This window comes from Mesorhizobium sp. M1E.F.Ca.ET.045.02.1.1 (genome assembly GCF_003952485.1).
Taxonomy (GTDB): domain Bacteria; phylum Pseudomonadota; class Alphaproteobacteria; order Rhizobiales; family Rhizobiaceae; genus Mesorhizobium.
Window position 1 is genome coordinate 6,673,248 of record NZ_CP034447.1, and the last position, 20,498, is coordinate 6,693,745.

General features: G+C 64.8%; 19 protein-coding genes. 14 read left to right on the forward strand and 5 right to left on the reverse strand.

The window, feature by feature from the left end; genetic code table 11:
- Positions 1-24: 24 nt before the first annotated feature.
- Positions 25-1,548, reverse strand: a complete 1,524-nt coding sequence (locus EJ070_RS32695) for a helicase HerA-like C-terminal domain-containing protein (protein WP_126095029.1) — start codon at positions 1,546-1,548, stop codon at positions 25-27.
- 291 nt (positions 1,549-1,839) lie between these two features.
- Here EJ070_RS32695 and EJ070_RS32700 point away from each other — a divergent pair, with 291 nt between their 5' ends.
- The 4 genes from EJ070_RS32700 (at position 1,840) to EJ070_RS32715 (ending at position 6,081) form a co-directional block, all read left to right on the forward strand.
- Entirely contained in the window at positions 1,840-3,282 is a 1,443-nt protein-coding gene (locus tag EJ070_RS32700) for a methylmalonyl-CoA mutase subunit beta (protein WP_126095030.1), read from the forward strand.
- The gene (scpA, locus tag EJ070_RS32705; protein ID WP_126095031.1) at positions 3,279-5,402 is read left to right on the forward strand and encodes a methylmalonyl-CoA mutase; all 2,124 of its coding nucleotides are present in this window, start codon (positions 3,279-3,281) and stop codon (positions 5,400-5,402) included. Before EJ070_RS32700 ends, scpA begins: the two co-directional genes overlap by 4 nt.
- A gap of 71 nt (positions 5,403-5,473) precedes the next feature.
- Positions 5,474-5,695: an AbrB/MazE/SpoVT family DNA-binding domain-containing protein gene (locus EJ070_RS32710; RefSeq protein ID WP_126095032.1), complete on the forward strand. Its 222-nt coding sequence runs from the start codon at positions 5,474-5,476 to the stop codon at positions 5,693-5,695.
- The gene (locus EJ070_RS32715; RefSeq protein ID WP_126095033.1) at positions 5,692-6,081 is read left to right on the forward strand and encodes a type II toxin-antitoxin system death-on-curing family toxin; all 390 of its coding nucleotides are present in this window, start codon (positions 5,692-5,694) and stop codon (positions 6,079-6,081) included. The genes EJ070_RS32710 and EJ070_RS32715 overlap by 4 nt, the downstream gene beginning before the upstream one ends.
- Here the strand turns inward: EJ070_RS32715 and greA are convergent.
- A complete protein-coding gene (gene greA, locus EJ070_RS32720; protein ID WP_126095034.1) occupies positions 6,078-6,560 on the reverse strand; it encodes a transcription elongation factor GreA in 483 nt (160 codons plus the stop codon). The genes EJ070_RS32715 and greA overlap by 4 nt on opposite strands.
- 106 nt (positions 6,561-6,666) lie before the next feature.
- Between greA and EJ070_RS32725 the strand changes: the two genes are divergently transcribed.
- The 3 genes from EJ070_RS32725 (at position 6,667) to EJ070_RS32735 (ending at position 8,888) form a co-directional block, all read left to right on the forward strand.
- Positions 6,667-8,043 (forward strand): TIGR03808 family TAT-translocated repetitive protein, encoded by a 1,377-nt coding sequence (locus tag EJ070_RS32725; protein WP_126095035.1) that lies wholly within the window; start codon positions 6,667-6,669, stop codon positions 8,041-8,043.
- 78 nt (positions 8,044-8,121) lie between these two features.
- Positions 8,122-8,403, forward strand: coding sequence for a DUF1778 domain-containing protein (locus tag EJ070_RS32730; RefSeq protein WP_126095036.1), 282 nt, complete (start codon positions 8,122-8,124; stop codon positions 8,401-8,403).
- Positions 8,403-8,888 (forward strand): GNAT family N-acetyltransferase, encoded by a 486-nt coding sequence (locus EJ070_RS32735; RefSeq protein WP_126095037.1) that lies wholly within the window; start codon positions 8,403-8,405, stop codon positions 8,886-8,888. The genes EJ070_RS32730 and EJ070_RS32735 overlap by 1 nt, the downstream gene beginning before the upstream one ends.
- Positions 8,889-8,944: 56 nt before the next feature.
- Here the strand turns inward: EJ070_RS32735 and EJ070_RS32740 are convergent, their stop codons facing one another.
- A complete protein-coding gene (locus EJ070_RS32740) occupies positions 8,945-9,949 on the reverse strand; it encodes an asparaginase (RefSeq protein ID WP_126095038.1) in 1,005 nt (334 codons plus the stop codon).
- 30 nt (positions 9,950-9,979) lie between these two features.
- Entirely contained in the window at positions 9,980-11,146 is a 1,167-nt protein-coding gene (locus EJ070_RS32745) for an acetyl-CoA acetyltransferase (RefSeq protein ID WP_126095039.1), read from the reverse strand.
- A 187-nt stretch (positions 11,147-11,333) separates the two neighbouring features.
- Here EJ070_RS32745 and betI point away from each other — a divergent pair, with 187 nt between their 5' ends.
- The 7 genes from betI to EJ070_RS32780 all read left to right on the forward strand — a co-directional run bounded on the left by betI (position 11,334) and on the right by EJ070_RS32780 (position 18,241).
- The gene (gene betI, locus EJ070_RS32750) at positions 11,334-11,924 is read left to right on the forward strand and encodes a transcriptional regulator BetI (RefSeq protein ID WP_126095040.1); all 591 of its coding nucleotides are present in this window, start codon (positions 11,334-11,336) and stop codon (positions 11,922-11,924) included.
- Positions 11,921-13,450 (forward strand): choline-sulfatase, encoded by a 1,530-nt coding sequence (gene betC, locus EJ070_RS32755; RefSeq protein ID WP_126095041.1) that lies wholly within the window; start codon positions 11,921-11,923, stop codon positions 13,448-13,450. Before betI ends, betC begins: the two co-directional genes overlap by 4 nt.
- Entirely contained in the window at positions 13,447-14,451 is a 1,005-nt protein-coding gene (locus EJ070_RS32760; RefSeq protein ID WP_189350205.1) for a threonine/serine dehydratase, read from the forward strand. The genes betC and EJ070_RS32760 overlap by 4 nt, the downstream gene beginning before the upstream one ends.
- On the forward strand, positions 14,444-16,096 hold the full coding sequence (gene betA, locus EJ070_RS32765) for a choline dehydrogenase (RefSeq protein WP_126095043.1): 1,653 nt from the start codon (positions 14,444-14,446) through the stop codon (positions 16,094-16,096). The genes EJ070_RS32760 and betA overlap by 8 nt, the downstream gene beginning before the upstream one ends.
- A 54-nt stretch (positions 16,097-16,150) precedes the next feature.
- A complete protein-coding gene (gene betB, locus EJ070_RS32770; RefSeq protein ID WP_126095044.1) occupies positions 16,151-17,614 on the forward strand; it encodes a betaine-aldehyde dehydrogenase in 1,464 nt (487 codons plus the stop codon).
- Between the two features lie 67 nt (positions 17,615-17,681).
- Positions 17,682-17,939 (forward strand): type II toxin-antitoxin system ParD family antitoxin, encoded by a 258-nt coding sequence (locus tag EJ070_RS32775; protein ID WP_126095045.1) that lies wholly within the window; start codon positions 17,682-17,684, stop codon positions 17,937-17,939.
- Positions 17,939-18,241, forward strand: coding sequence for a type II toxin-antitoxin system RelE/ParE family toxin (locus EJ070_RS32780; RefSeq protein WP_126095046.1), 303 nt, complete (start codon positions 17,939-17,941; stop codon positions 18,239-18,241). The genes EJ070_RS32775 and EJ070_RS32780 overlap by 1 nt, the downstream gene beginning before the upstream one ends.
- Before the next feature lie 16 nt (positions 18,242-18,257).
- Here EJ070_RS32780 and EJ070_RS32785 read toward each other — a convergent pair whose 3' ends face one another.
- A complete protein-coding gene (locus tag EJ070_RS32785; RefSeq protein ID WP_126095047.1) occupies positions 18,258-20,495 on the reverse strand; it encodes an AGE family epimerase/isomerase in 2,238 nt (745 codons plus the stop codon).
- Positions 20,496-20,498: the final 3 nt, after the last annotated feature.

Below are 20,498 nucleotides of genomic sequence, written 5' to 3' on the forward strand. Positions count from 1 at the left end.
CGCGGTTCAGCGTGACGGCGCTTCTCACCGCCCGCGCGCCAAACTGCCCAGGATGCCACGAACGATGGCGCGGCCGACGGACGAACCGACCGAGCGCACCACCGACTTGATCGCGGCCTCCGCCACCGTCTGGCGGTTAGAGGACCGCCGGTTGCCAGACCCCAAAACGTCGTCGAAGCCCGGGATTGTCCAGCGCGAGCCGCCGCTGTTCTGCTGCTGCGCCTGCGCCTCGGCGTCCTGCGCCTCCTTGGCCTTCTTCTGAAGCATCTCGAAGGCCGATTCGCGATCGACCACCTGGTCGTACTGGCCGGTGACCGGGCTCTCGGCGATGATCTTGCGGCGCTCGTCCGGCGTGATCGGCCCGAGCCGCGAGGATGGCGGCCGGATCAGCGTGCGCTGGACCATGGCCGGCACGCCCTTGTCCTCCAGCATCGAGACCAGCGCCTCGCCGGTGGCGAGCTGGGTGATGGCGGTGGCGCAGTCGAAATCGGGATTGGGCCGGAAGGTCTCGGCCGCGGTCCGCACCGCCTGCTGCTCGCGCGGCGTATAGGCGCGCAGCGCGTGCTGGACGCGGTTGCCGAGCTGGGCCAGCACTTTTTCCGGGATGTCCAGCGGGTTCTGGGTGACGAAATAGACGCCGACGCCCTTGGAGCGGATGAGCCGCACCACCTGCTCGACGCGGTCGATCAGCACCTTCGGCGCGTCCTCGAACAGAAGATGCGCTTCGTCGAAGAAGAAGACCAGCTTGGGCCGCTCGAGATCGCCGACCTCCGGCAGTTCCTCGAACAGTTCCGACATCAGCCAGAGCAGGAAGGTGGCGTAGAGCCTGGGGTTCATCATCAGCTTGTCGGCTGCGAGAACGCTGACCGCGCCGCGGCCGTCACGGGTCGTGCGCATGAGATCGGCAATACGCAGCGCCGGCTCGCCGAAGAAATTCGCGGCCCCCTGTTGCTCCAGCACCAGGAGCGTGCGCTGGATGGCGCCGACCGACGGTTTCGTGACGTTGCCGTAGCGGGCGCTGAGCTCGTCGGCGCGCTCGGCGATGTTGGCGAGCAACGCCTGCAGGTCCTTGAGATCGAGCAGCAGCAGACCCTCTTCATCGGCGATGCGGAAGGCGATGTTCATGACGCCTTCCTGCGCTTCCGTGAGGTTCATCAGCCGCGACATGAGCAGCGGCCCCATCTCCGAGATGGTGGCGCGGATCGGATGGCCCTGCTCGCCGAACAGGTCCCAGAAGATGACCGGAAACTCCTGGAACTGGTAGGGATCGAGCTTCACCTGCTCGGCGCGCTTGACCAGGAAATCCTTGGCCTCGCCCATCAGGGCGATGCCGGACAGATCGCCCTTGATATCGGCGCAGAAGACCGGCACTCCGGCGTTGGAAAAGCCCTCGGCCAGGACCTGCAGGCTGACCGTCTTGCCGGTGCCGGTGGCGCCGGTGATCAGCCCGTGGCGGTTGCCGTAGCGCAGCAGCAATTCCTCGGCGCGCTGGTAGGAATCGTCGGGCTTGCGGCTGGCGCCGATGAAGATGCTGGTGTCGTCAGCCATATGTCGGTCTCCGCAATCTGTTCCGTCAAAAAACGCCCGGCCTTATCGGAGGTATAGTAACGCCTTGGCCGGGCGACAATGGCAATGATCGAAACGGGGGCCCATCATCGAAACGGAGGCCTATCATCGAATTTGGGGCCGCCATCGAAATCGATCTTACCGAGCTTGCGGATTTCGAGCATGTTTGGCAATCGGTTAGCGGCTGCGGGGACAACGGCGACGGATGTCGATTGTGATATCCGGCCGAGAACCTTAGACTGGTGGCTGATGCGGCAAGAGACGAGGAGTGCGATGGGCGCCGGCACCTTGACCAGGGATGTCGACCTTCCGAACCCGGACGCCAAGCGCTGGCTGGCGCTGGCGGAAAAGGCGCTTGCCGGCGGCTCCTTCGAGGAGAAGCTCGTTTCGCACACCGATGACGGCATCCGCATCGAGCCGCTCAGCGAACGCTCGGCCAGCGCCGAGCCGCTGGTGCGCACCAACCCGACATTGCCCTGGATCGTCAGCCAGCGCGTCGACGACCCGGATATCGCTCGCGCCAGCGCGCAAGCATTGGAAGACATCGCGCAGGGCGCTACCGGGCTGTCGCTTGTCTTCGAGGGCGCGCCGAATGCCTTCGGCTACGGCCTGCCCAGAACCGCGGAAGCGCTGGAGACGGTGCTCGACGGCGTGCCGCTCAACCGTGTGCAGGTCCGCATCGACGCGCATCCCTGGAGCCGCGCCGTGGCCGACTGGCTGCTTGCCTTCCTGACCCGGCGCCGCTCCGATCCGACGAAGCTCAACCTTTCCTTCGGCATCGACCCGGCGGCGATCTTCGCCGGCACCGGGCGGCTGCGCACCTCGATCGAGGCGCTGCAGGAATCGATGCCGCAGTCGCTGGCGCATTTCTTCTCGATGGGCGTGCCGGGCGCGCTGCTCGAAGCCGACGGCCGTGTTTTCCACAATGCCGGCGCCACCGAGGCGCAGGAGCTCGGCACGATGATGGCGTCCGCCGTCTCCTATCTCAGGATGTTCGAGAAGGCGCGTCAGCCGCTGGTCTATGCCGCGCCCTATATCGGCTTCGCGCTCAGCGTCGACCAGGACCAGTTCCTGTCGATGGCCAAGGTGCGGGCGTTGCGCAAGCTCTGGGCGCGCATCCAGGAGGCCTGCTCTATCCCGGCCTCGACGGCAAACGTCCACGCCGAGACCTCCTATCGCATGATGGCAATGGCGGACCCCGAGACCAACATCCTGCGCACGGCGATCGCCGCTTTCGCGGCGGCAAGCGGCGGCGCCGATTCGATCTCGATCCTGCCGCACACCATCGCGCATGGATTGCCGGCCGGCTTCGCGCGGCGGGTCGCCCGCAACGCGCAGTTGATCATGGCGCATGAAAGCCATCTCCACCATGTCGCCGACCCCGCCAACGGCTCCGGCGCGGTCGAGGCGCTGACCGAGGATCTTTGCGCCGCGGCCTGGGAGGAATTCCAGCGCATCGAAGCCGAGGGCGGCGTGCTCGACAGCCTGCAGCAAGGCTATATCCAGAACCGCGTGCAGACGGCCGCCGCGAAGCGCAATGCCGCATACCGGACCGGGACGCGCTCGATCATCGGCACCACCCTGTTCCGTGCCGGCAGCGAGCGCCCGGTCGAGATATTGAAGGCCGAGCGTCGGCCTGCGCTGACGGAAGGCGTGGCCGTGTGCGAGCCGCTGTTTCCAGTGCGTATCGATCAGTCTATCGGAGCCGGATCATGATCCCGGATTTCAGCCAGATCGGCTGGTCGGCGCCGCGCCGCATACCGGTCGATCTCAAGGGCCAGCGGATGACGCCGGAAGGCATCGCGGTCAAGCATCTCTATACGCAGGGCGACCTCAAGGGCCTCGCCAACCTCGACACCTATCCCGGCCTGCCGCCCTTCGTGCGCGGCCCCTATCCGACCATGTATGTCCAGCAGCCTTGGACCATCCGGCAATATGCCGGCTTCTCCACGGCAGAGGAATCCAACGCTTTCTACCGGCGCAATCTTGCCGCCGGCCAGAAGGGGCTTTCGGTCGCCTTCGACCTCGCCACCCATCGCGGCTATGACAGCGACCATCCGCGCGTTGCCGGCGATGTCGGCATGGCCGGCGTGGCGATCGATTCCATCCTCGACATGCGCCAGCTCTTCGACGGCATTCCGCTGGGCGAAATGACGGTGTCGATGACGATGAACGGCGCCGTGCTGCCGATCATGGCGCTCTACATCGTTGCGGCCGAGGAACAGGGTGTCGCGCAAAAGGACTTAGCGGGAACCATTCAGAACGATATCCTGAAGGAGTTCATGGTCCGCAACACCTATATCTATCCGCCGAAGCCATCGATGCGGATCGTGTCGGACATTTTTGCCTACACCTCGCGGCATATGCCGAAGTTCAATTCGATCTCGATCTCCGGCTATCACATGCAGGAAGCCGGCGCGACGGCCGATCTCGAGCTCGCCTACACGATTGCCGACGGTATCGAATATGCCCGCGCCGGCGTCGCCGCCGGGCTCGACATCGACCGCTTCGCGCCGCGTCTCTCCTTCTTCTGGGCGATCGGCATGAACTTCTTCATGGAGGTCGCCAAGCTCAGGGCCGCGCGGCTGCTCTGGTCGAGCCTGATGAAGAAGAATTTTTCGCCGAAGGACGATCGCTCGCTGTCGCTGCGCACCCATTGCCAGACTTCCGGATGGTCGCTGACGGCGCAGGACCCCTACAACAACATCACCCGCACGATGATCGAGGCGATGGCGGCGACGCAGGGGCATACCCAGTCGCTGCACACCAATTCCTTCGACGAGGCGATGGCGCTGCCGACCGATCATTCGGCGCGGATCGCCCGCAACACGCAGCTCATCCTGCAGAAGGAATCCGGCACGACGCGCATGATCGATCCGTGGGGCGGCTCGGCCTATGTCGAGCGGCTGACGCATGACCTGGCGGCCCGCGCGCTGGCCCATATCGAGGAGGTCGAAAACCTCGGCGGCATGGCGGCGGCGATCGAGAAAGGCATTCCGAAGCTGCGCATCGAGGAAGCGGCGGCGCGCACCCAGGCGCGCATCGATTCCGGCGAGCAGGTGCTGGTCGGCGTTAACGCGCACCGGCCGGAAGCCGATATCGAGGTCGATGTGCTCAAGATCGACAATGCCGAGGTCAAGGCCAGGCAATTGGCGAAGCTGCAGCGGCTGAAGGGCACACGCGATGTCGCCGCCCTGGAGGACTCGCTGGCGGCGCTTACGCGTGCCGCCGAAAGCGGCGAGAACCTGCTCGAATTCGCGATCCGCGCGGCGCGCGCCAACGCCACCGTCGGCGAAATCTCGCTGGCGCTGGAGAAGGTCTTCGGCCGCCATGCGGCCACCGTCCAGACCATCTCCGGCGTCTATCGCGACGCGCTCGGCGACAATCCGGCCGTCGACCGGCTCAAGGAAAAGATCGAGGCATTCGAGAAGAAATCCGGCGCCAGGCCGCGCATCCTGGTCGCCAAGATGGGACAGGACGGCCACGATCGCGGCCAGAAGGTGATCGCCAGCGCCTTTGCCGACCTCGGCTTCGACGTCACCGTCGGCCCGATGTTCCAGACGCCGGATGAAATCGCAAAGCTTGCCGTCCAGCACGATGTCGACATCATCGGCGCCTCCTCACTCGCGGCCGGGCATCTGACGCTGATCCCCGAGCTCAAGGAAGCGCTGAGGAAGCTCGGCCATGGCGATATGCTGATCGTCGCCGGCGGCGTCATCCCGCCGCAGGACTATGACGCGGTGCTCAAGGCCGGCGCGGCGGAAATCTTCCCGCCGGGCACCGTGATCCCGCAAGCGGCGGACCGGCTGATGGATCGGCTGCTGGCGGCCGGGTAGTGTCGTTATAATTCCTGTTGTAACGTTGGGCGTTACGCGTTATAATTAAAGTTGTAACAGGATGATCCGTCATGAACACCACCGTTCGCAAGATCGGCAATTCGGAAGGTGTGATCCTGCCGAAGGAAATCCTCGATCGGCTGAACATCAAAGCCGGCGACCAGCTTCAGATTGTCGAAACGGACAAGGGCATTGCCCTTGAGCCCGTGGACGACAGCTTCGAGCGGCAGATGGAAGCCGCTCGCAAGGTCATGGACAAGTACAAGGTCGCGCTTCAGAAGCTCGCCGAATGAGCTGGCAGTTCCTGTCGCGTCGCGCTGTGGAAGCGATGCATGCCGAGCAGTTGCGCCGACATGGCGGCGCGCAGGGCTTGAGGGATGAGAACGCTCTCGAATCCGCGCTCGCCCGCGCCGAGAACAAGGCCAATTATCGTCACCCGACAATCGAGGATCTGGCGGCCGCCTATATTTTCGACATCGCCAGGAACCACGCTTTTGTCGACGGCAACAAACGCACGGCTATAGTGGCCGCGGGCGCCTTCCTGATCATAAAGGGTTACGGCCTTACAGCCGACAATGGCACGATCTACGAATTCGTTATGGGCGTTGCCGCGGGCGAGATCGACGAAGCTGGTGCCGTAGCCTTCTTCCGCGACCATACTATCAAGGTCGAGAACTAGTTCTCGGCCTTGTCCGAGAGCTTGACGATCTCCCATTCCTTGCCGTTGACGGCGGCGACCTCGCCGACTTTCTTGCCGAAGAGGGCCAAAGCCATCGGTGAGACATGGGAAATGCTGCCCTTTGACGGATTTGCCTCATCCTCGCCGACGATCCGCCAATGCACCTTCTTGCCGTCGTCGCCTTCCAGCGTGACGCCCATGCCAAAGCGGACAACGTCGCTGCCTGGCTCCGGCTCGGAAAGCTCGGCGCTCTCGCGCCGCGCGGTCCAGTAACGCAGGTCGCGCGACACGACCGCAAGGCGTTCGCGGTCACCCCGCCTTTCAGCCTTGGCCATCAGATCGCGCAGCTCGGCGAGATTGTCCTCGATCATCGCTAGGCCCCGCTCCGTCACCAGATTGCGGTGCGTGCTGATCGGCCGCTCGCCGACGCCGGCAATGGCATTTTCGCTGTCTTCTTCGCGGGTAAAAGCTCTGCTCATGCAATGAACTTAGGCCCGGCGAGGCGACTGCACAAGCGATTTGCCAACGAGCCAGCCTTGGCACGATTCCTGCGACGGACCGGGCGAAACGCCAGGACCTGTGCCGATGTTGAACAGACGAACGCTGCTTGCCCGGAGCGCAGGCTTTGCCGCCGCCGGGCTGCTTGCCGGCAAGGCGTCGGCGAAGATGCTGCCCGGCATCGAAATGGCCGCAATGCGCGGTTCGATCAATGCCGTCGAGATCGGCGTGCAGCCGGGCACGCTGGATGACCAGAGCAAGGCTTTCGCCAAGATGCTCACTGACGCCAGCGATCGCGACGCGCCGGTGTTCCTGCCGCCCGGCACCTATCTGGTCTCCAACCTGAAGCTGCCGGCGCGCGTGCGGCTGTCGGGCGTGCCCGGCGCGACCCGCATCGTCTATGGCGGCAGCGGCCACCTGATGATGGCCGAACAGGCCGAACATATCGAGCTCAGCGGGCTGGTTTTCGACGGCAGCAACCGCTGGCTGGCCGACTATGCACAGGGGCTGCTGGATTTGCGCCGCGTCGCGCATCTCGCCGTCGACAATTGCCAGGTCACCGGCAGCGGCAAGAACGGGCTGGCGCTGGAACATGTCGCCGGCCGCATCGGCCGCTCCGACATTTCCGGCGCGGCGGACGCCGGTATCTATTCGGTCGAGGCCGGCGGCCTGGAGATTTCGGGCAATACGGTGTCCGACTGCGCCAATGGCGGCATACTGGTGCATCGCTGGCAACAGGCGGAGGACGGCACCATCGTCAGCGGCAACCGCGTGCAGCGCATCGGGGCGCGCAGCGGCGGCACCGGCCAGAACGGCAACGGCATCAATGCCTTCCGCGCCGGCAACGTCATCATCTCCGGCAACGTCGTCTCGGATTGCGCCTTCTCGGCGGTCCGCGCCAACAGCTCGAGCAATTTACAGATCACCGGCAACACCTGCTCGCGCTCGGGGGAGACGGGGATCTATTCCGAATTCTCCTTCGAGGGCGCGATCCTCAGCAACAATCTCGTCGATGGCGCCGCCAACGGCATCTCGATCGTCAACTTCAACGAGGGCGGCCGCATGGCCGTGTGCTCGAACAACATCGTGCGGAATCTCTCGACGGTCGGCCCCTACACCGCCGACCCGCCCGGCTTCGGCGTCGGCATCAGCGCCGAGGCCGACACCACGGTTTCGGGCAATGTGGTCGAGAACGCACCGCTCTACGGCATGCAGCTCGGCTGGGGACCGTATCTGCGCAATGTCGTGGCGACGGGAAACATCATCCGCAAAGCCGGGACAGGCATCGTCGTCAGCGTGGTCGAAGGTTCCGGCACCGCCGTCATCTCGGACAACGTCATCGACGGCGCACAGAACGGCGCCATCATCGGCCAGCGCTGGGCCGATCCGGTGACGGGCGACCTCGCCCGATCAGCCGAGACGGGCTACGCGCATCTGACCGTCGAGCGCAACAAGGTGAGCTAGGCTACAGCCACGATCTCAGATTTAGATACACATTGTGTATGCAAATATGCCATATTGATGACGGAAGGATTCATTGCCATGGCCGCGAAAAACCAGGACACCCACGCCAAGCCCGTCAATCTGCGCATCCGTGAGGATGTCCGCATCCTGATCGACCGCGCCGCGAAGATACGCGGGAAGACTCGCTCCGACTTCATGATCGACGCCGCTTACCGTGCGGCCGAAGACACGCTGCTCGACCAGACGCTCGTCAAGGTCGATGCCGAAAGCTATCAGCATTATCTCGATATCCTCGATCGGCCTCCGAGCGGCGAGGGATTTGCCCGCCTGATGAATGCGCCGAAGCCTTGGCGGGACTGATGCTATCGGCACCAGCCCTTCTTGCCGATAGTCACGAACTCGACCTTTTCCAAAGCAGGAACGACAGCCTGGATCAATGGCTTCGACGGCGGGCGCGCGCCAATCAAGTCATCGGGGCGTCCAGAACCTATGTGATTGCAGAAACCACACGTGTTGTCGGTTATTATTGCCTTTCATCAGGTGGACTTGACCTGGCGGGTACACCCGGTTCGATCCGGCGCAATATGCCCGATCCGGTGCCCGTGGCTGTACTTGGCCGTTTGGCTGTCGATGCAAGCTGGCAGGGAAAAGGTCTGGGCGGCGCCCTGTTGCAGGACGCGGTGCTGCGGACCGGTCAAGCGGCAGCCATCCTCGGCATTCGCGGTCTCTTGGTTCATGCCATATCGGATGGAGCCAAAGCGTTTTATGAGCACTATGGCTTCCAGGCTCCCCCGAAAAATCCGATGACTTTGGTGCTGTCGCTGAAGATGGCTCAGAAGAGGTAATTTCCTGGCTCACCCCGGGGAGCCACCACAGCATATTGCGGGTGGCATTGTCCGCGCTAGCTGAGCGCCGCCGTCGGCCGCAGCGAACCGACCTTGGCGCCGACGCGGCTTTCGATAGCCGGATGGGCGAGTTCGGTGAGCTTCGCCACCAGCGCCTCATCATCGCGCAGCAGCTTTGCCAGAACCGAGGCGATCATCACCTCGGCTCCCCGGCTGGCGCCGTCATCGCATTTCAAAGCGATGCCGAGGCCGAATTCGGGAAGTGCCGCGCAATAGACGCCTTCGGCGCCGGTCTTGACGAAGATGCGGCCTGGGGCGGCCCGCATCAGCGCAAGATCCGCCTTGCCGGTGCCGGCCACCAGGAACGGCTCGGCCATGCAGGCCGAGAGCAGCCGCTTCGCCGCCATGGCGCGTTCGGGCGCAAAACCCCTGCCCGTCGCCATACGCGCAAAGCCCAACGCAAAACTCTTCAGCGGTACGGCGTAAGTCGGGATCGAGCAGCCGTCGGTGGCGCTATGGCCGACATCATGCGCGGCGCCGGTCACGGATTGCATGGCGTCGCGTACCATCTCCTGCAAAGCATGGCCGGCCTTGACGTAACCGCCATGGGCGATGCCCGAGTGCACACAGGTGCAGAGGAAACCGGCATGCTTGCCGGAGCAGTTGTTGTGCAGCGCGTTGGGCACGTTGCCGATGCGCGCCAGCGCAATCGTCGCATCGTGGTTCGACGGCCAGTGCGCGCCGCATTCGAGCGCGGTCTTGTCGAGACCCGCCTTGGCCAGCATCGCCGCGGCCAGTTCGACATGGGCCGGCTCGCCTGAATGCGAGGCGCAGGCCAGTGCGAGCTCGCGATCGCCGAAGCCATAGGCGTCGGCCGCACCGCTTTCGACCAGCGGCAGAGCCTGGATCGCCTTCACCGCCGAGCGCGGGAACACCGGGCGCGCGGTGTCGCCAATCTCCAGAACCGCCTTGCCGTCGGCATCGAAGACAGAAACAGCGCCGCGATGGGCGCTTTCGACCACCGCGCCGCGCAGAACCTCGACCAGAACCGGATTACTCATGGCTTCCCCGCAATGAAATGCGGGCCGCTTCTACCTGATCCGATCGAGGATGGAAACGTAATTGGCGACGGCAGCGCCACCCATGTTGAAGATGCCGCCCAGCTTGGCTCCCGGCACCTGGATGCCGCCGGCCTCGCCGGTCAATTGCATCGCGGTGAGCACATGCATCGACACGCCGGTGGCGCCGATCGGATGGCCCTTGGCCTTCAATCCGCCGGAAGGGTTGACCGGCAGCCGGCCGTCCTTTGCCGTCGTGCCGTCGAGCGCGAGCTTGGCGCCCTCACCGGGCTTGGCCAGCCCCATCGCCTCATATTCGATGAGTTCGGCAATGGTGAAGCAGTCATGCGTCTCGACGAAGGAAAGGTCGTCGAGCGTGACGCCAGCCTTCTTCAGCGCCTGCTCCCAGGCACGCTCGCAGCCTTCGAAGGCAAGGATGTCGCGCTTCGACATCGGCAGGAAATCCTGGACGTGCTCATTGGCGCGGAAGGTGACGGCGCGGCGCATTCTCAGCGCCGTCGCGGTGTCGGTGAGCACCAGCGCCGCGGCGCCGTCCGAGACCAGCGAGCAATCGGTGCGCTTCAGCGGACCGGCGACAAACGGGTTCTTCTCGCTTTCCTGGCGGCAGAACTCGTAGCCGAAATCCTTGCGCATCTGGGCATAGGGGTTGTCGACGCCGTTCTTGTGGTTCTTGGCGGCGATCATGGCAAGCGCGTCCGACTGGTCGCCATAGCGCTGGAAATAGGCCTGCGCGATCTTGCCGAAGACACCGGCGAAACCCGCCGGCGTGTCGCCCTCCTCCGGCAGATAGGACGCCTTGAGGAGGTTCCTGCCGATCTCCGGACCGGGCGTGGTCGTCATCTGCTCGGCGCCGACCACCAGCACGATGCGGGCAGCGTTGGCATCGATGGCGCGGATGCCCTGCCTGACGGCGGCCGAGCCGGTGGCGCAGGCATTCTCGACGCGGGTCGCCGGCTTGAAGCGCAGTCGGGCATCAGCCTGCAGCACCAGGCTCGCGGTGAAATCCTGCGGGGAAAAGCCGGCGTTGAAATGGCCAAGCACGATCTCGTCGACGTCGTCGGGACCGATGCCGGCATGGTCGAGCGCGTCCACGGCGACCTTGGTTATCAGGCCCTCCAGCGTCTCTCCTTCGAGCTTGCCGAAGCGCGAATGCGCCCAGCCGATGATGCATGCGGTCATGGCAGCCTCCATTTGCCGCGAGCCTAGCACGTCCCGTCGCGGCCGGTTACTCAATATTGTTCAATAGTGAACTTTTTTCCAGTCCCATGGATGGGCCAGAGCGACACGATCGGTTGATCCCAGGTCGGAATTTTTTGTTGATTGATCCGTCAATAAAAAATAATCTCATGCCAAACGGACCCCCCAAATGCCGAAAATCGGAATGGAGCCACTGCGCCGCAAGGCGCTCATCGACGCGACGATCTCGGCGATCGGCGAGCGCGGCTCGCTGGACGTGACCATGTCGGAGATCGCCGGCCGCGCTGGCGTGTCGTCTGCGCTCGCGCATCACTATTTCGGCGCCAAGGACGAGCTGCTGTTCGCAACGATGCGGCACATCCTCGCCGAGCTGAATGCCGATACGAAGCGCGCGTTTCGCCCCGCCGCCACGCCGCGCCAGCGCGTCTCCGCCGTCGTCGCTGTCAGCTTCTCCGACGAGCAGTTCCAGCCGGAGACGATCGCGGCCTGGCTCGCCTTCTATGTCGAGGCGCAGAAGTCCTCCGCCTTGCGGCGGCTGCTCCGCATCTATGCGCGGCGCCTGCATTCCAACCTGATGAGCGGGCTGACCGGCATCCTGCCTAAAGCCGAGGCAGACCGCGTCGCGGAAGCGACGGCGGCACTGATCGACGGACTCTACATCCGGCGCGCGCTGAAGGACGGCGTGCCTAACGCGCAGAGCGCGATCGCGCTGGTCGAAGACTATCTCGAAACCAAGCTCAACGGACGGAGCCTGCCTTGACGACCCGACGGCCCAATTTCCTGATCGTCATGGTCGATCAGCTCAACGGAACGCTGTTCCCGGATGGGCCAGCCGATTTCCTGCATGCGCCGCATCTGAAGGCGCTCGCCCAGCGCTCGGCGCGCTTTGCCAACAACTACACGGCCTCGCCGCTCTGCGCGCCGGGCCGGGCCTCATTCATGAGCGGCCAGTTGCCTTCGCGAACGGGGGTCTATGACAACGCGGCCGAGTTCGTTTCCTCGATCCCGACCTTCGCGCATCATCTGCGCGCCGCCGGCTATTACACCTGCCTGTCCGGCAAGATGCATTTCGTCGGACCGGACCAGTTGCACGGCTTCGAGGAGCGGCTGACCACCGACATCTATCCCGCCGATTTCGGCTGGACACCGGACTATCGCAAGCCCGGCGAGCGCATCGAATGGTGGTACCACAATCTGGGCTCCGTCACCGGTGCCGGCGTCGCCGAGACCACCAACCAGATGGAGTATGACGACGAGGTCGTGTTCCTGGCGAAGCAAAAAATCTACCAGCTTTCGCGCGAGCAGGACGATCCAGGCCGCCGGCCCTGGTGCCTCACCGTTTCGCTGTCCCACCCTCACGATCCCTATGTCGCGCGCAAGCAGTACTGGGATCTCTACGAACACTGCCAGGCGCTCGATCCGGAAACACCGTTCATCCCGTATGACGAGCAGGACACGCATTCGCAACGGCTTTACCACGCCAGCGACTATGCATCTTTCGAGATCACCGACGAACAAGTGCGACGCTCGCGGCGTGGCTATTTCGCCAACATTTCCTATGTCGACGACAAGCTTGGCGAGTTGCTGGACGTTCTCAAGCGTACCCGCATGCTCGACGACACCACCATCCTGTTCTGCTCGGATCACGGCGACATGCTGGGCGAGCGCGGCCTGTGGTTCAAGATGAGCTTCTTCGAAGGGTCCGTGCGTGTGCCGCTGATGATCGCCGGCAAAGGCGTGCCGGCCGGGCTGGTCAAAGCGCCTGTCTCCAACCTCGACGTGACCCCGACGCTCTGCGACCTCGCCGGCATCGACATCGCGGGGATCGCGCCGTGGACCGACGGCCAGTCGCTGCTGCCGCTGCTCGACGGCGAAGCGCGCGTCGCGCCGGTGCTGATGGAATATGCGGCCGAAGGGTCCTACGCGCCGCTGGTCGCCATCCGCGAGGCCAAATACAAGTTCATCCATTGCGAGCTCGACGCGCCGCAACTGTTCGACCTCGACGCCGATCCGCTCGAGCGTAACAACCTCGCCGACGATGCGACGAACGCAGCCCTGGTGGCCGCTTTCATGGACAAAGTCCGGGCGCGCTGGGACATGACCGGGTTCGATGCCGCAGTCCGCGAAAGCCAGGCGCGCCGCTGGGTCGTCTATCCGGCGCTGCGCAACGGCGCCTACTACCCGTGGGACTTCCAGCCGCTGCAGAAGGCCTCGGAGCGCTACATGCGCAATCACATGAACCTCGACAATCTCGAGGAAAGCAAACGCTATCCGCGAGGCGAATGATGGCTGATATTCTCGTTCCCACCCTGGACCACCTGAAACGTGCCTATGCCGTGACGTCCGCGGCAACGCAGGTGACGCCGCTGCTGGAGTCGGCTGCCCTTGCCAGGGAGACGGGCGCAGCGCGCGTCTTCGTCAAGCCGGAATCGCTGCAATGGGCGGGCTCCTTCAAGGTGCGCGGGGCCTATTGGCGGCTGACGCGGCTGTCGCCCGACGAAGCGAAGAAGGGCGTCGTCGCCTATTCCTCCGGCAATTTCGCGCAAGGGCTGGCGGCCGCGGGCCAGGCGCTCGGCATTCCCGTCACCATCGTCATGCCGATCGATGCGCCGGCCGCAAAACGCGACGCGACCGCAGGCTATGGCGCGCGCGTGGTGCTCACCGACCATGGCGATCGCGCCCGCGAGGAAGTCGCGGCCGCCAAGGCGCGCGAGATCGCCGAGACCGAGGGGCTCACCTTGCTCCATCCCTTCGACGATCCCGAGATCGTCGCCGGCCAGGCTGGCGCCGGGCTGGAAGCGCTCGACCAGTTGGCGGCCAAGAAGGCTCACGCCGACCTCGTCTTCTGCTCGGTCGGCGGCGGCGGGCTGATCGGCGGCGTCTCGCTCGCCTTCCATTATCTGTCGCCGAAAACCGAGATCATCGCCGTCGAGCCTGAAGGCTTCAACGGCATGGGCTCGTCGCTCGCGCATGGCGCGATCGAAACCATGCCGATTGGGCCGAAATCGATCTGCGACGGGCTGATGGCGCGCAAGCCCGGCGAGGCGCCGTTCGCCGCGGTGCGTGCTGCCGGCGTTCGCGGCGTGACCGTCGACGACGCCTCGGTGCGGCGCGCGATGAAGATCGCCTTCGAGCGGATGAAGCTGGTGCTGGAGCCCTCGGGCGCGGCGTCTCTGGCAGCACTGCTTGGCGGCAAAGTGGATGTGAAGGACAAAACCGTCCTTGTGGTTGCAACCGGCGGCAATGTCTCGCTCGCCGATTTCATGGCTCATATGAACAATGCTTGAAGCGGATTTCGTCATCATCGGCTCCGGCTCCGCCGGCTCGGCCATGGCCTATCGGCTGTCGGAGGACGGCAAGCACTCGGTGATCGTCATCGAGTTCGGCGGCACCGATATCGGACCGCTGATCCAGATGCCGTCGGCGCTGTCGATCCCGCTCAATATGAGCCTCTATGACTGGGGCTTCGCCAGCGAGCCTGAGCCGCATCTCGGCGGCCGGGTGCTCGCCACGCCGCGCGGCAAGGTCATCGGCGGCTCGTCCTCGATCAACGGCATGGTCTATGTGCGCGGCCATGCGCGCGACTTCGATCACTGGGCCGAACAGGGCGCGACCGGCTGGGGCTTCGCCGATGTGCTTCCCTATTTCAAGCGCATGGAAGATTCCGACGGCGGCGAGGACGGCTGGCGAGGCCACGGCGGCCCGCTGCATGTGCAGCGCGGCACGCGCAAGAACCCGCTCTACGGCGCCTTCATGGAGGCAGGCCGCCAGGCCGGTTTCGAGCTCACCGACGACTACAACGGATCGAAGCAGGAAGGTTTCGGCCCGATGGAGCAAACCATTTGGGGTGGCCGCCGCTGGTCGGCGGCCAATGCTTATCTGAAACCGGCTCTCAAGCGAAAGAATGTGAGGCTGGTCAAGGGCTTCGCCCGACGTGTGGTGATCGAGAATCAACGCGCCATCGGCGTCGAGATCGAAGCTAACAAAAAGATTCAGGTCGTTAAGGCGCGACGCGAAGTGATCGTCGCGGCATCCTCGATCAATTCGCCCAAGATCCTGATGCTGTCAGGCATCGGCCCCGGCGCGCATCTGCAGGAAAACGGCATAAAGGTCGTCGCCGATCGGCCGGGCGTCGGCGCCAATCTGCAGGACCATCTGGAGCTCTACATCCAGCAGGAAGCGACCAGGCCGATCACGCTGAATTCGGTGCTCAATCCCTTCTCCAAGGCGATGATCGGCGCGCAGTGGCTGTTCTTCAAGACGGGCCTCGGCGCCACCAACCACTTTGAAGCCGCAGCCTTCGTGCGCTCGCAGGCCGGCGTCGACTATCCCGATATCCAGTATCACTTCATCCCGGCGGCGGTGCGCTATGACGGCAAGAAGGCGGCGAAGTCACACGGCTTCCAGGCGCATGTCGGGCCGATGCGTTCCAAGTCGCGTGGCTCGGTGACGCTGCGCTCTCCCGACGCCCTTGCCAAGCCGGTGATCCGCTTCAACTACATGTCGCATCCGGACGACTGGAGCGAGTTCCGCCACTGCATCCGGCTGACGCGCGAGATTTTTGGCCAGAAGGCGTTCGATGGGTTCCGTGGCAAGGAGATTTCGCCGGGCAGCCATGTGCAGTCCGACGACGAGCTCGACGCCTTCATCCGCGACCATGCCGAGAGCGCCTACCATCCCTGCGGCACCTGCAGGATGGGCCGCGCCGACGACCTGACCAGCGTCGTCGATCCGGAATGCCGGATCATCGGCGTCGAAGGTCTGCGCGTCGCCGACTCCTCGATCTTCCCGCGCGTGACCAACGGCAATCTCAACGCACCTTCGATCATGACCGGCGAGAAGGCGTCCGACCACATCCTCGGCCGCACGCCGCTTGCGCCGTCCAACCAGGCGCCCTGGATCAATCCGCGCTGGCAGGTGGCCGACAGATAGCGCATGATCCGGACGGATCGCTTCGCCCCTCGAAAGAGAACTGGAGAACCGCCCATGCGCGCCCAGCCAACGGCATCGCATTATGTCAACGGCCGCTACATCGAGGACGAAGGCGGCGCGCGCCTGCCGGTGATCTATCCGGCGACGGGCGAGACCATCGCGACGCTGCATTCGGCGACGCCAAACGTGCTGGAGCTGGCGATCGAGGCCGCGCGCGCGGCGCAGCCGGCCTGGGCGCGGCTGAAGCCCGTCGAGCGCGGGCGCATCCTGCGCCGCGCCGCCGACATTCTTCGCGCGCGCAATGCCGATCTGGCGCGCATCGAGACGCTGGACACCGGCAAGGCGATCCAGGAGACGCTGGTGGCCGATGCGCCTTCGGCCGCCGACTGTCTCGAATATTTCGCCGGCGCGGTCGCTGCCTTCAACGGCGAGATGATCGATCTCGGCGGGCCGTTCGCCTATACGCGGCGCGAGCCGCTCGGTGTGTGCGTCGGCATCGGCGCCTGGAATTATCCGATCCAGATCGCCGGCTGGAAATCGGCGCCGGCTTTGGCCATGGGCAACGCCATGGTGTTCAAGCCGTCGGAGAACACGCCGCTTTCGGCGCTGGCGCTGGCCGAGATCTACAGCGAGGCGGGGCTGCCCGACGGGCTGTTCAACGTCGTCCAGGGTTTTGGCGATGTCGGCGCCGGCCTCGTCGGCCACGACCTGGTGGCCAAGGTTTCGGTGACCGGCTCGGTGCCGACCGGCCGCAAGGTGCTGTCGCTCGCCGGCTCGAAGATGAAGCACGCGACGATGGAGCTCGGCGGCAAGTCGCCGCTGATCGTCTTCGACGATGCCGATCTCGAGAACGCCATCGGCGGCGCCATGCTCGGCAACTTTTACTCCACCGGCCAGATCTGCTCCAACGGCACGCGCGTCTTCGTCCAGAGCGGCATCCATAATCGCTTCGTCGAGCGGCTGATCGAGCGCACCAAGAAAATCCGCATCGGCGATCCGCTCGATCCGGAAACGCAGATGGGGCCGATGGTCAACAAGGCGCAGCAGGACAAGGTCGCCTCCTATATCGCGGCCGGCAAGCAGGAAGGCGCGACGCTCGCCTGCGGCGGCAACGTGCCGTCGCTGCAGGGTTTTCAGGGCGGCTTTTTCATCGAGCCGACCGTGTTTACCGGCGTCACCGACGGCATGCGCATCGCGCGCGAGGAGATCTTCGGGCCGGTCATGAGCGTGCTCAAGTTCGACAGCGAGGACGAGGTCATCGAGCGCGCCAACGATACCGAATTCGGCCTTGCGGCGGGCGTGTTCACACGCGACCTGCCGCGCGCGCATCGGGTGATCGCCGAGTTGCAGGCCGGCACCTGCTGGATCAACGCCTACAATCTGACGCCGGTAGAAATGCCCTTCGGCGGCGTCAAGCAGTCCGGCATCGGCCGCGAGAACTCGCTTGCCGCGCTGGCGCACTATTCGCAGCTGAAGGCGGTGTATGTTGAGACGGGGGATGTGGCGAGCCCGTATTGACTTGGCAACCGGCTCGGCCGCGCTTATCATAAATTGATAAGAATGGATAATAGCAAGGAACTGAGCCATGCCAGCAAGCTATAACATCGGTTCTCGCTATGAGGCACTGGTACGCGAGCTCGTCGAAAGCGGCCGCTATGCAAGCGCCAGCGAAGTCGTACGTGATAGCCTGCGCCTCCTTGAGGAGCGCGAGGAGCAGCGGCAGGCGAAGCTTGCTGCTTTGCGTGATGATATCCGCAAGGGGAAAGAAAGCGGCCCCGGCATTCCGGCATCGGAGGTTCTTGACCAGCTGGAAGCGAAGTACCGCGACACAAGCCATAAGTAATGGCTGTCACATTCTCACCTGCCGCCGCAAGGGATGTCGAGGAAATCGGCGACTATATCCATGCTGAAAACCCAGCTGCGGCTCGGCGTTTTCTGGCCGCGCTCAGAGTACGGTGTGGGCGCATTGCCGACGCACCGCGCGGCGGCGCGCTCCGATCCTCGCTAATGCCAAGTCTGCGTTCAATTCCGTTCCAGCACTATGTAGTTTTCTACATGGCTGAAGGCGATAATGTGCGCATTGAGCGAGTCCTGCACGGCGCTCGTGATATTGAAGCGGTTTTCGACGAGGACGGCGACGTTTAGTTGCGCAGGCGCCGCCTCACCCCTCCCCCGCCGTCCCATCCAGATACTGCGTCAGGGCGCAGACCAGATGGTAGAAGATGCTCGCCGGCACGTCGGTCGCCAGTGAGCGGCCGCGCTCGTCGATGCGGTCGATCCAGAGGCCGAGCGGCGCCGGGTCGATGTGCCAGCGGAACAGCCGGCCGACGCGCGCCTCGATCTCGGGTTTGAGGTCGAGCCCGCCAGAGCCGTCGAGCGCGATCGCCGCCTTTATGGCTTCGGCTTGCGGCCAGCTGCGCGAGACCGTGTCGAGCGGCAGGCCCTGGCGTGAGACGGCGCCGTAGGAAAGGCCGGTGGCGCGGTTGAGGCCATTGGCGACGGCGGAGGCATAGAGCTTGCGGGCGAAGGCGGTGAGCTCGGTCTGGCCGCTGCGGGCCGCGAAATCGACAAGCAGCGAGGCCCATTCGAAATGATGGCCGGGCTCGGTCCAGGCGCCCTTCTCGCCGACCACCGGTTTCCAGCCGTCGTCGAAATATTCGCCCAGCGTCCAGCTTTCGGCATCGAAGAAATGACTGCGGAAAAGGTCGATGATGCGTGAGGCGCGGCGCAGATAGGCGCGCTCGCCGGTTGCCTGGTGCCAGGCGAGGAAGGCCTCGAGCAGATGCATATGCGGGTTGGAACGGCGCTCGCCCTCCCCATCCGAGGTCTCCAGGAAGCCCGTCATGCGGCTGTCCTCGAGATGGGCGTCGAGGAAGGCAAACGTCTCCTCCCCCAGCCGCAAGGCGTCGGGATGGCCGGAGATGTGGGCGTGCGCCAGCGCCAAGAGCACGCAGGAATGATCGTAAGCGTCCTCGACCGGGTCGGCGACCGAGCCGTCGATATTGAGCGTGCGCACCCAACCGCCTCTGTCGGTGCGGCCCCTGCCCGCCATGAAGTCGATGCCATGCGCGATCAGCCGGTCGGCGGGGCCGTCCCAGCCGCGCTCCTTGGCGACAGCGAAGGCGTAGACCTGGCGCGCCTGCGTGCGCATGCGCTTCGGCTTCATCAGCGGCGAGGCATCGAAGCCGAGCGCCTCGTGGAAGCCGCCATGCCGCTCGTCGACGCCTGACGTCGACCACAGCGGCAGCGTCTCGTCGAACAGCCAGTGGTGGACGCGCTGGCGCCAGGCGCCGCTTTCGATGACGCGGTCATGCGCCGGCGTGAATCTCGTCTCGAGACGGCCGGATTTCTCCAGTTGCTCGACGATCTTCTTGACGTGCTGGCTACGGCTGACCGGCGCGACGAAGGTGGCATCGGCCGTCGAAACGATGGCGACGTCCTTCATGCCGATGGCCGAGAGAAGCCGGCCGTCGCCGCGGATGTAGGAATTCTCGCAATCGATGGCGACGACGTCGCCGACGATGACGTTGCCGTCCTTGTCAGAAGGGCCGACATCGAGCAGCGACTGCCAGGAGCCGAGGTCGTTCCAGCGGAAGCCGGCCGGCACCATGGCGATGTCCTTCGCCCGCTCCATGATGGCGTAGTCGATCGAGATCGAGGGAATCTCGGAATAGAGCTCCAGCGGCATATAGAGGCCGGAAAGATCGCTTGTCGCCGCCCTGTAGGCCGCTTCGGTCGCCCGCCAGATATCGGGCGCCAAGGCAGCAAACGCATCGCGCATGGCGCCGGCGCGGAACAGGAAGATGCCGGTGTTCCAGTAGAAGGTGCCGGCATCGAGATAGGTCCGCGCAGTGGCGAGATCGGGCTTCTCGACGAAGCGTGAGACGTCGAACACTGCGCCCCTATCGGCCGCGACCTCGATATAGCCATAGCCGGTTTCGGGCTGCGCCGGCTTGAGGCCGAAGACCACCAGGCGCCCGGAGTTGGCCGCCGCCGCGCCCGCCTCGATGCTGAGCCAGAATTGGCGCGGTGTCGATATCTCGTGGTCGGACGGCACCACCAGTACCAACTCGTCGCCATATTCGGCGAGCGTGCGCAGACTGGCCAGCGCGACCGCGGCCGCGGTGTTGCGCCCGGTCGGCTCGAACAGCGGGCCGCCGCCGGCCAGGTCCAAGCCGGCAAGGTCGGCATGAACGCGCTCGGCATGGCGCTCGGAAGCGATCAGGAAGATCGGCGTTTCTCCGCCGGGCCTCGCCGCCAGCCGGCGCAAGGTCCTGGCCAGCATCGAGCCGTCGCCGGAAAAATCATGGAACTGCTTGGGGTTGTCCTCGCGCGACAGCGGCCAGAGCCGCGAGCCGACGCCGCCGCTCATGACGAAACTGACGATACGCTGGCTCATTCG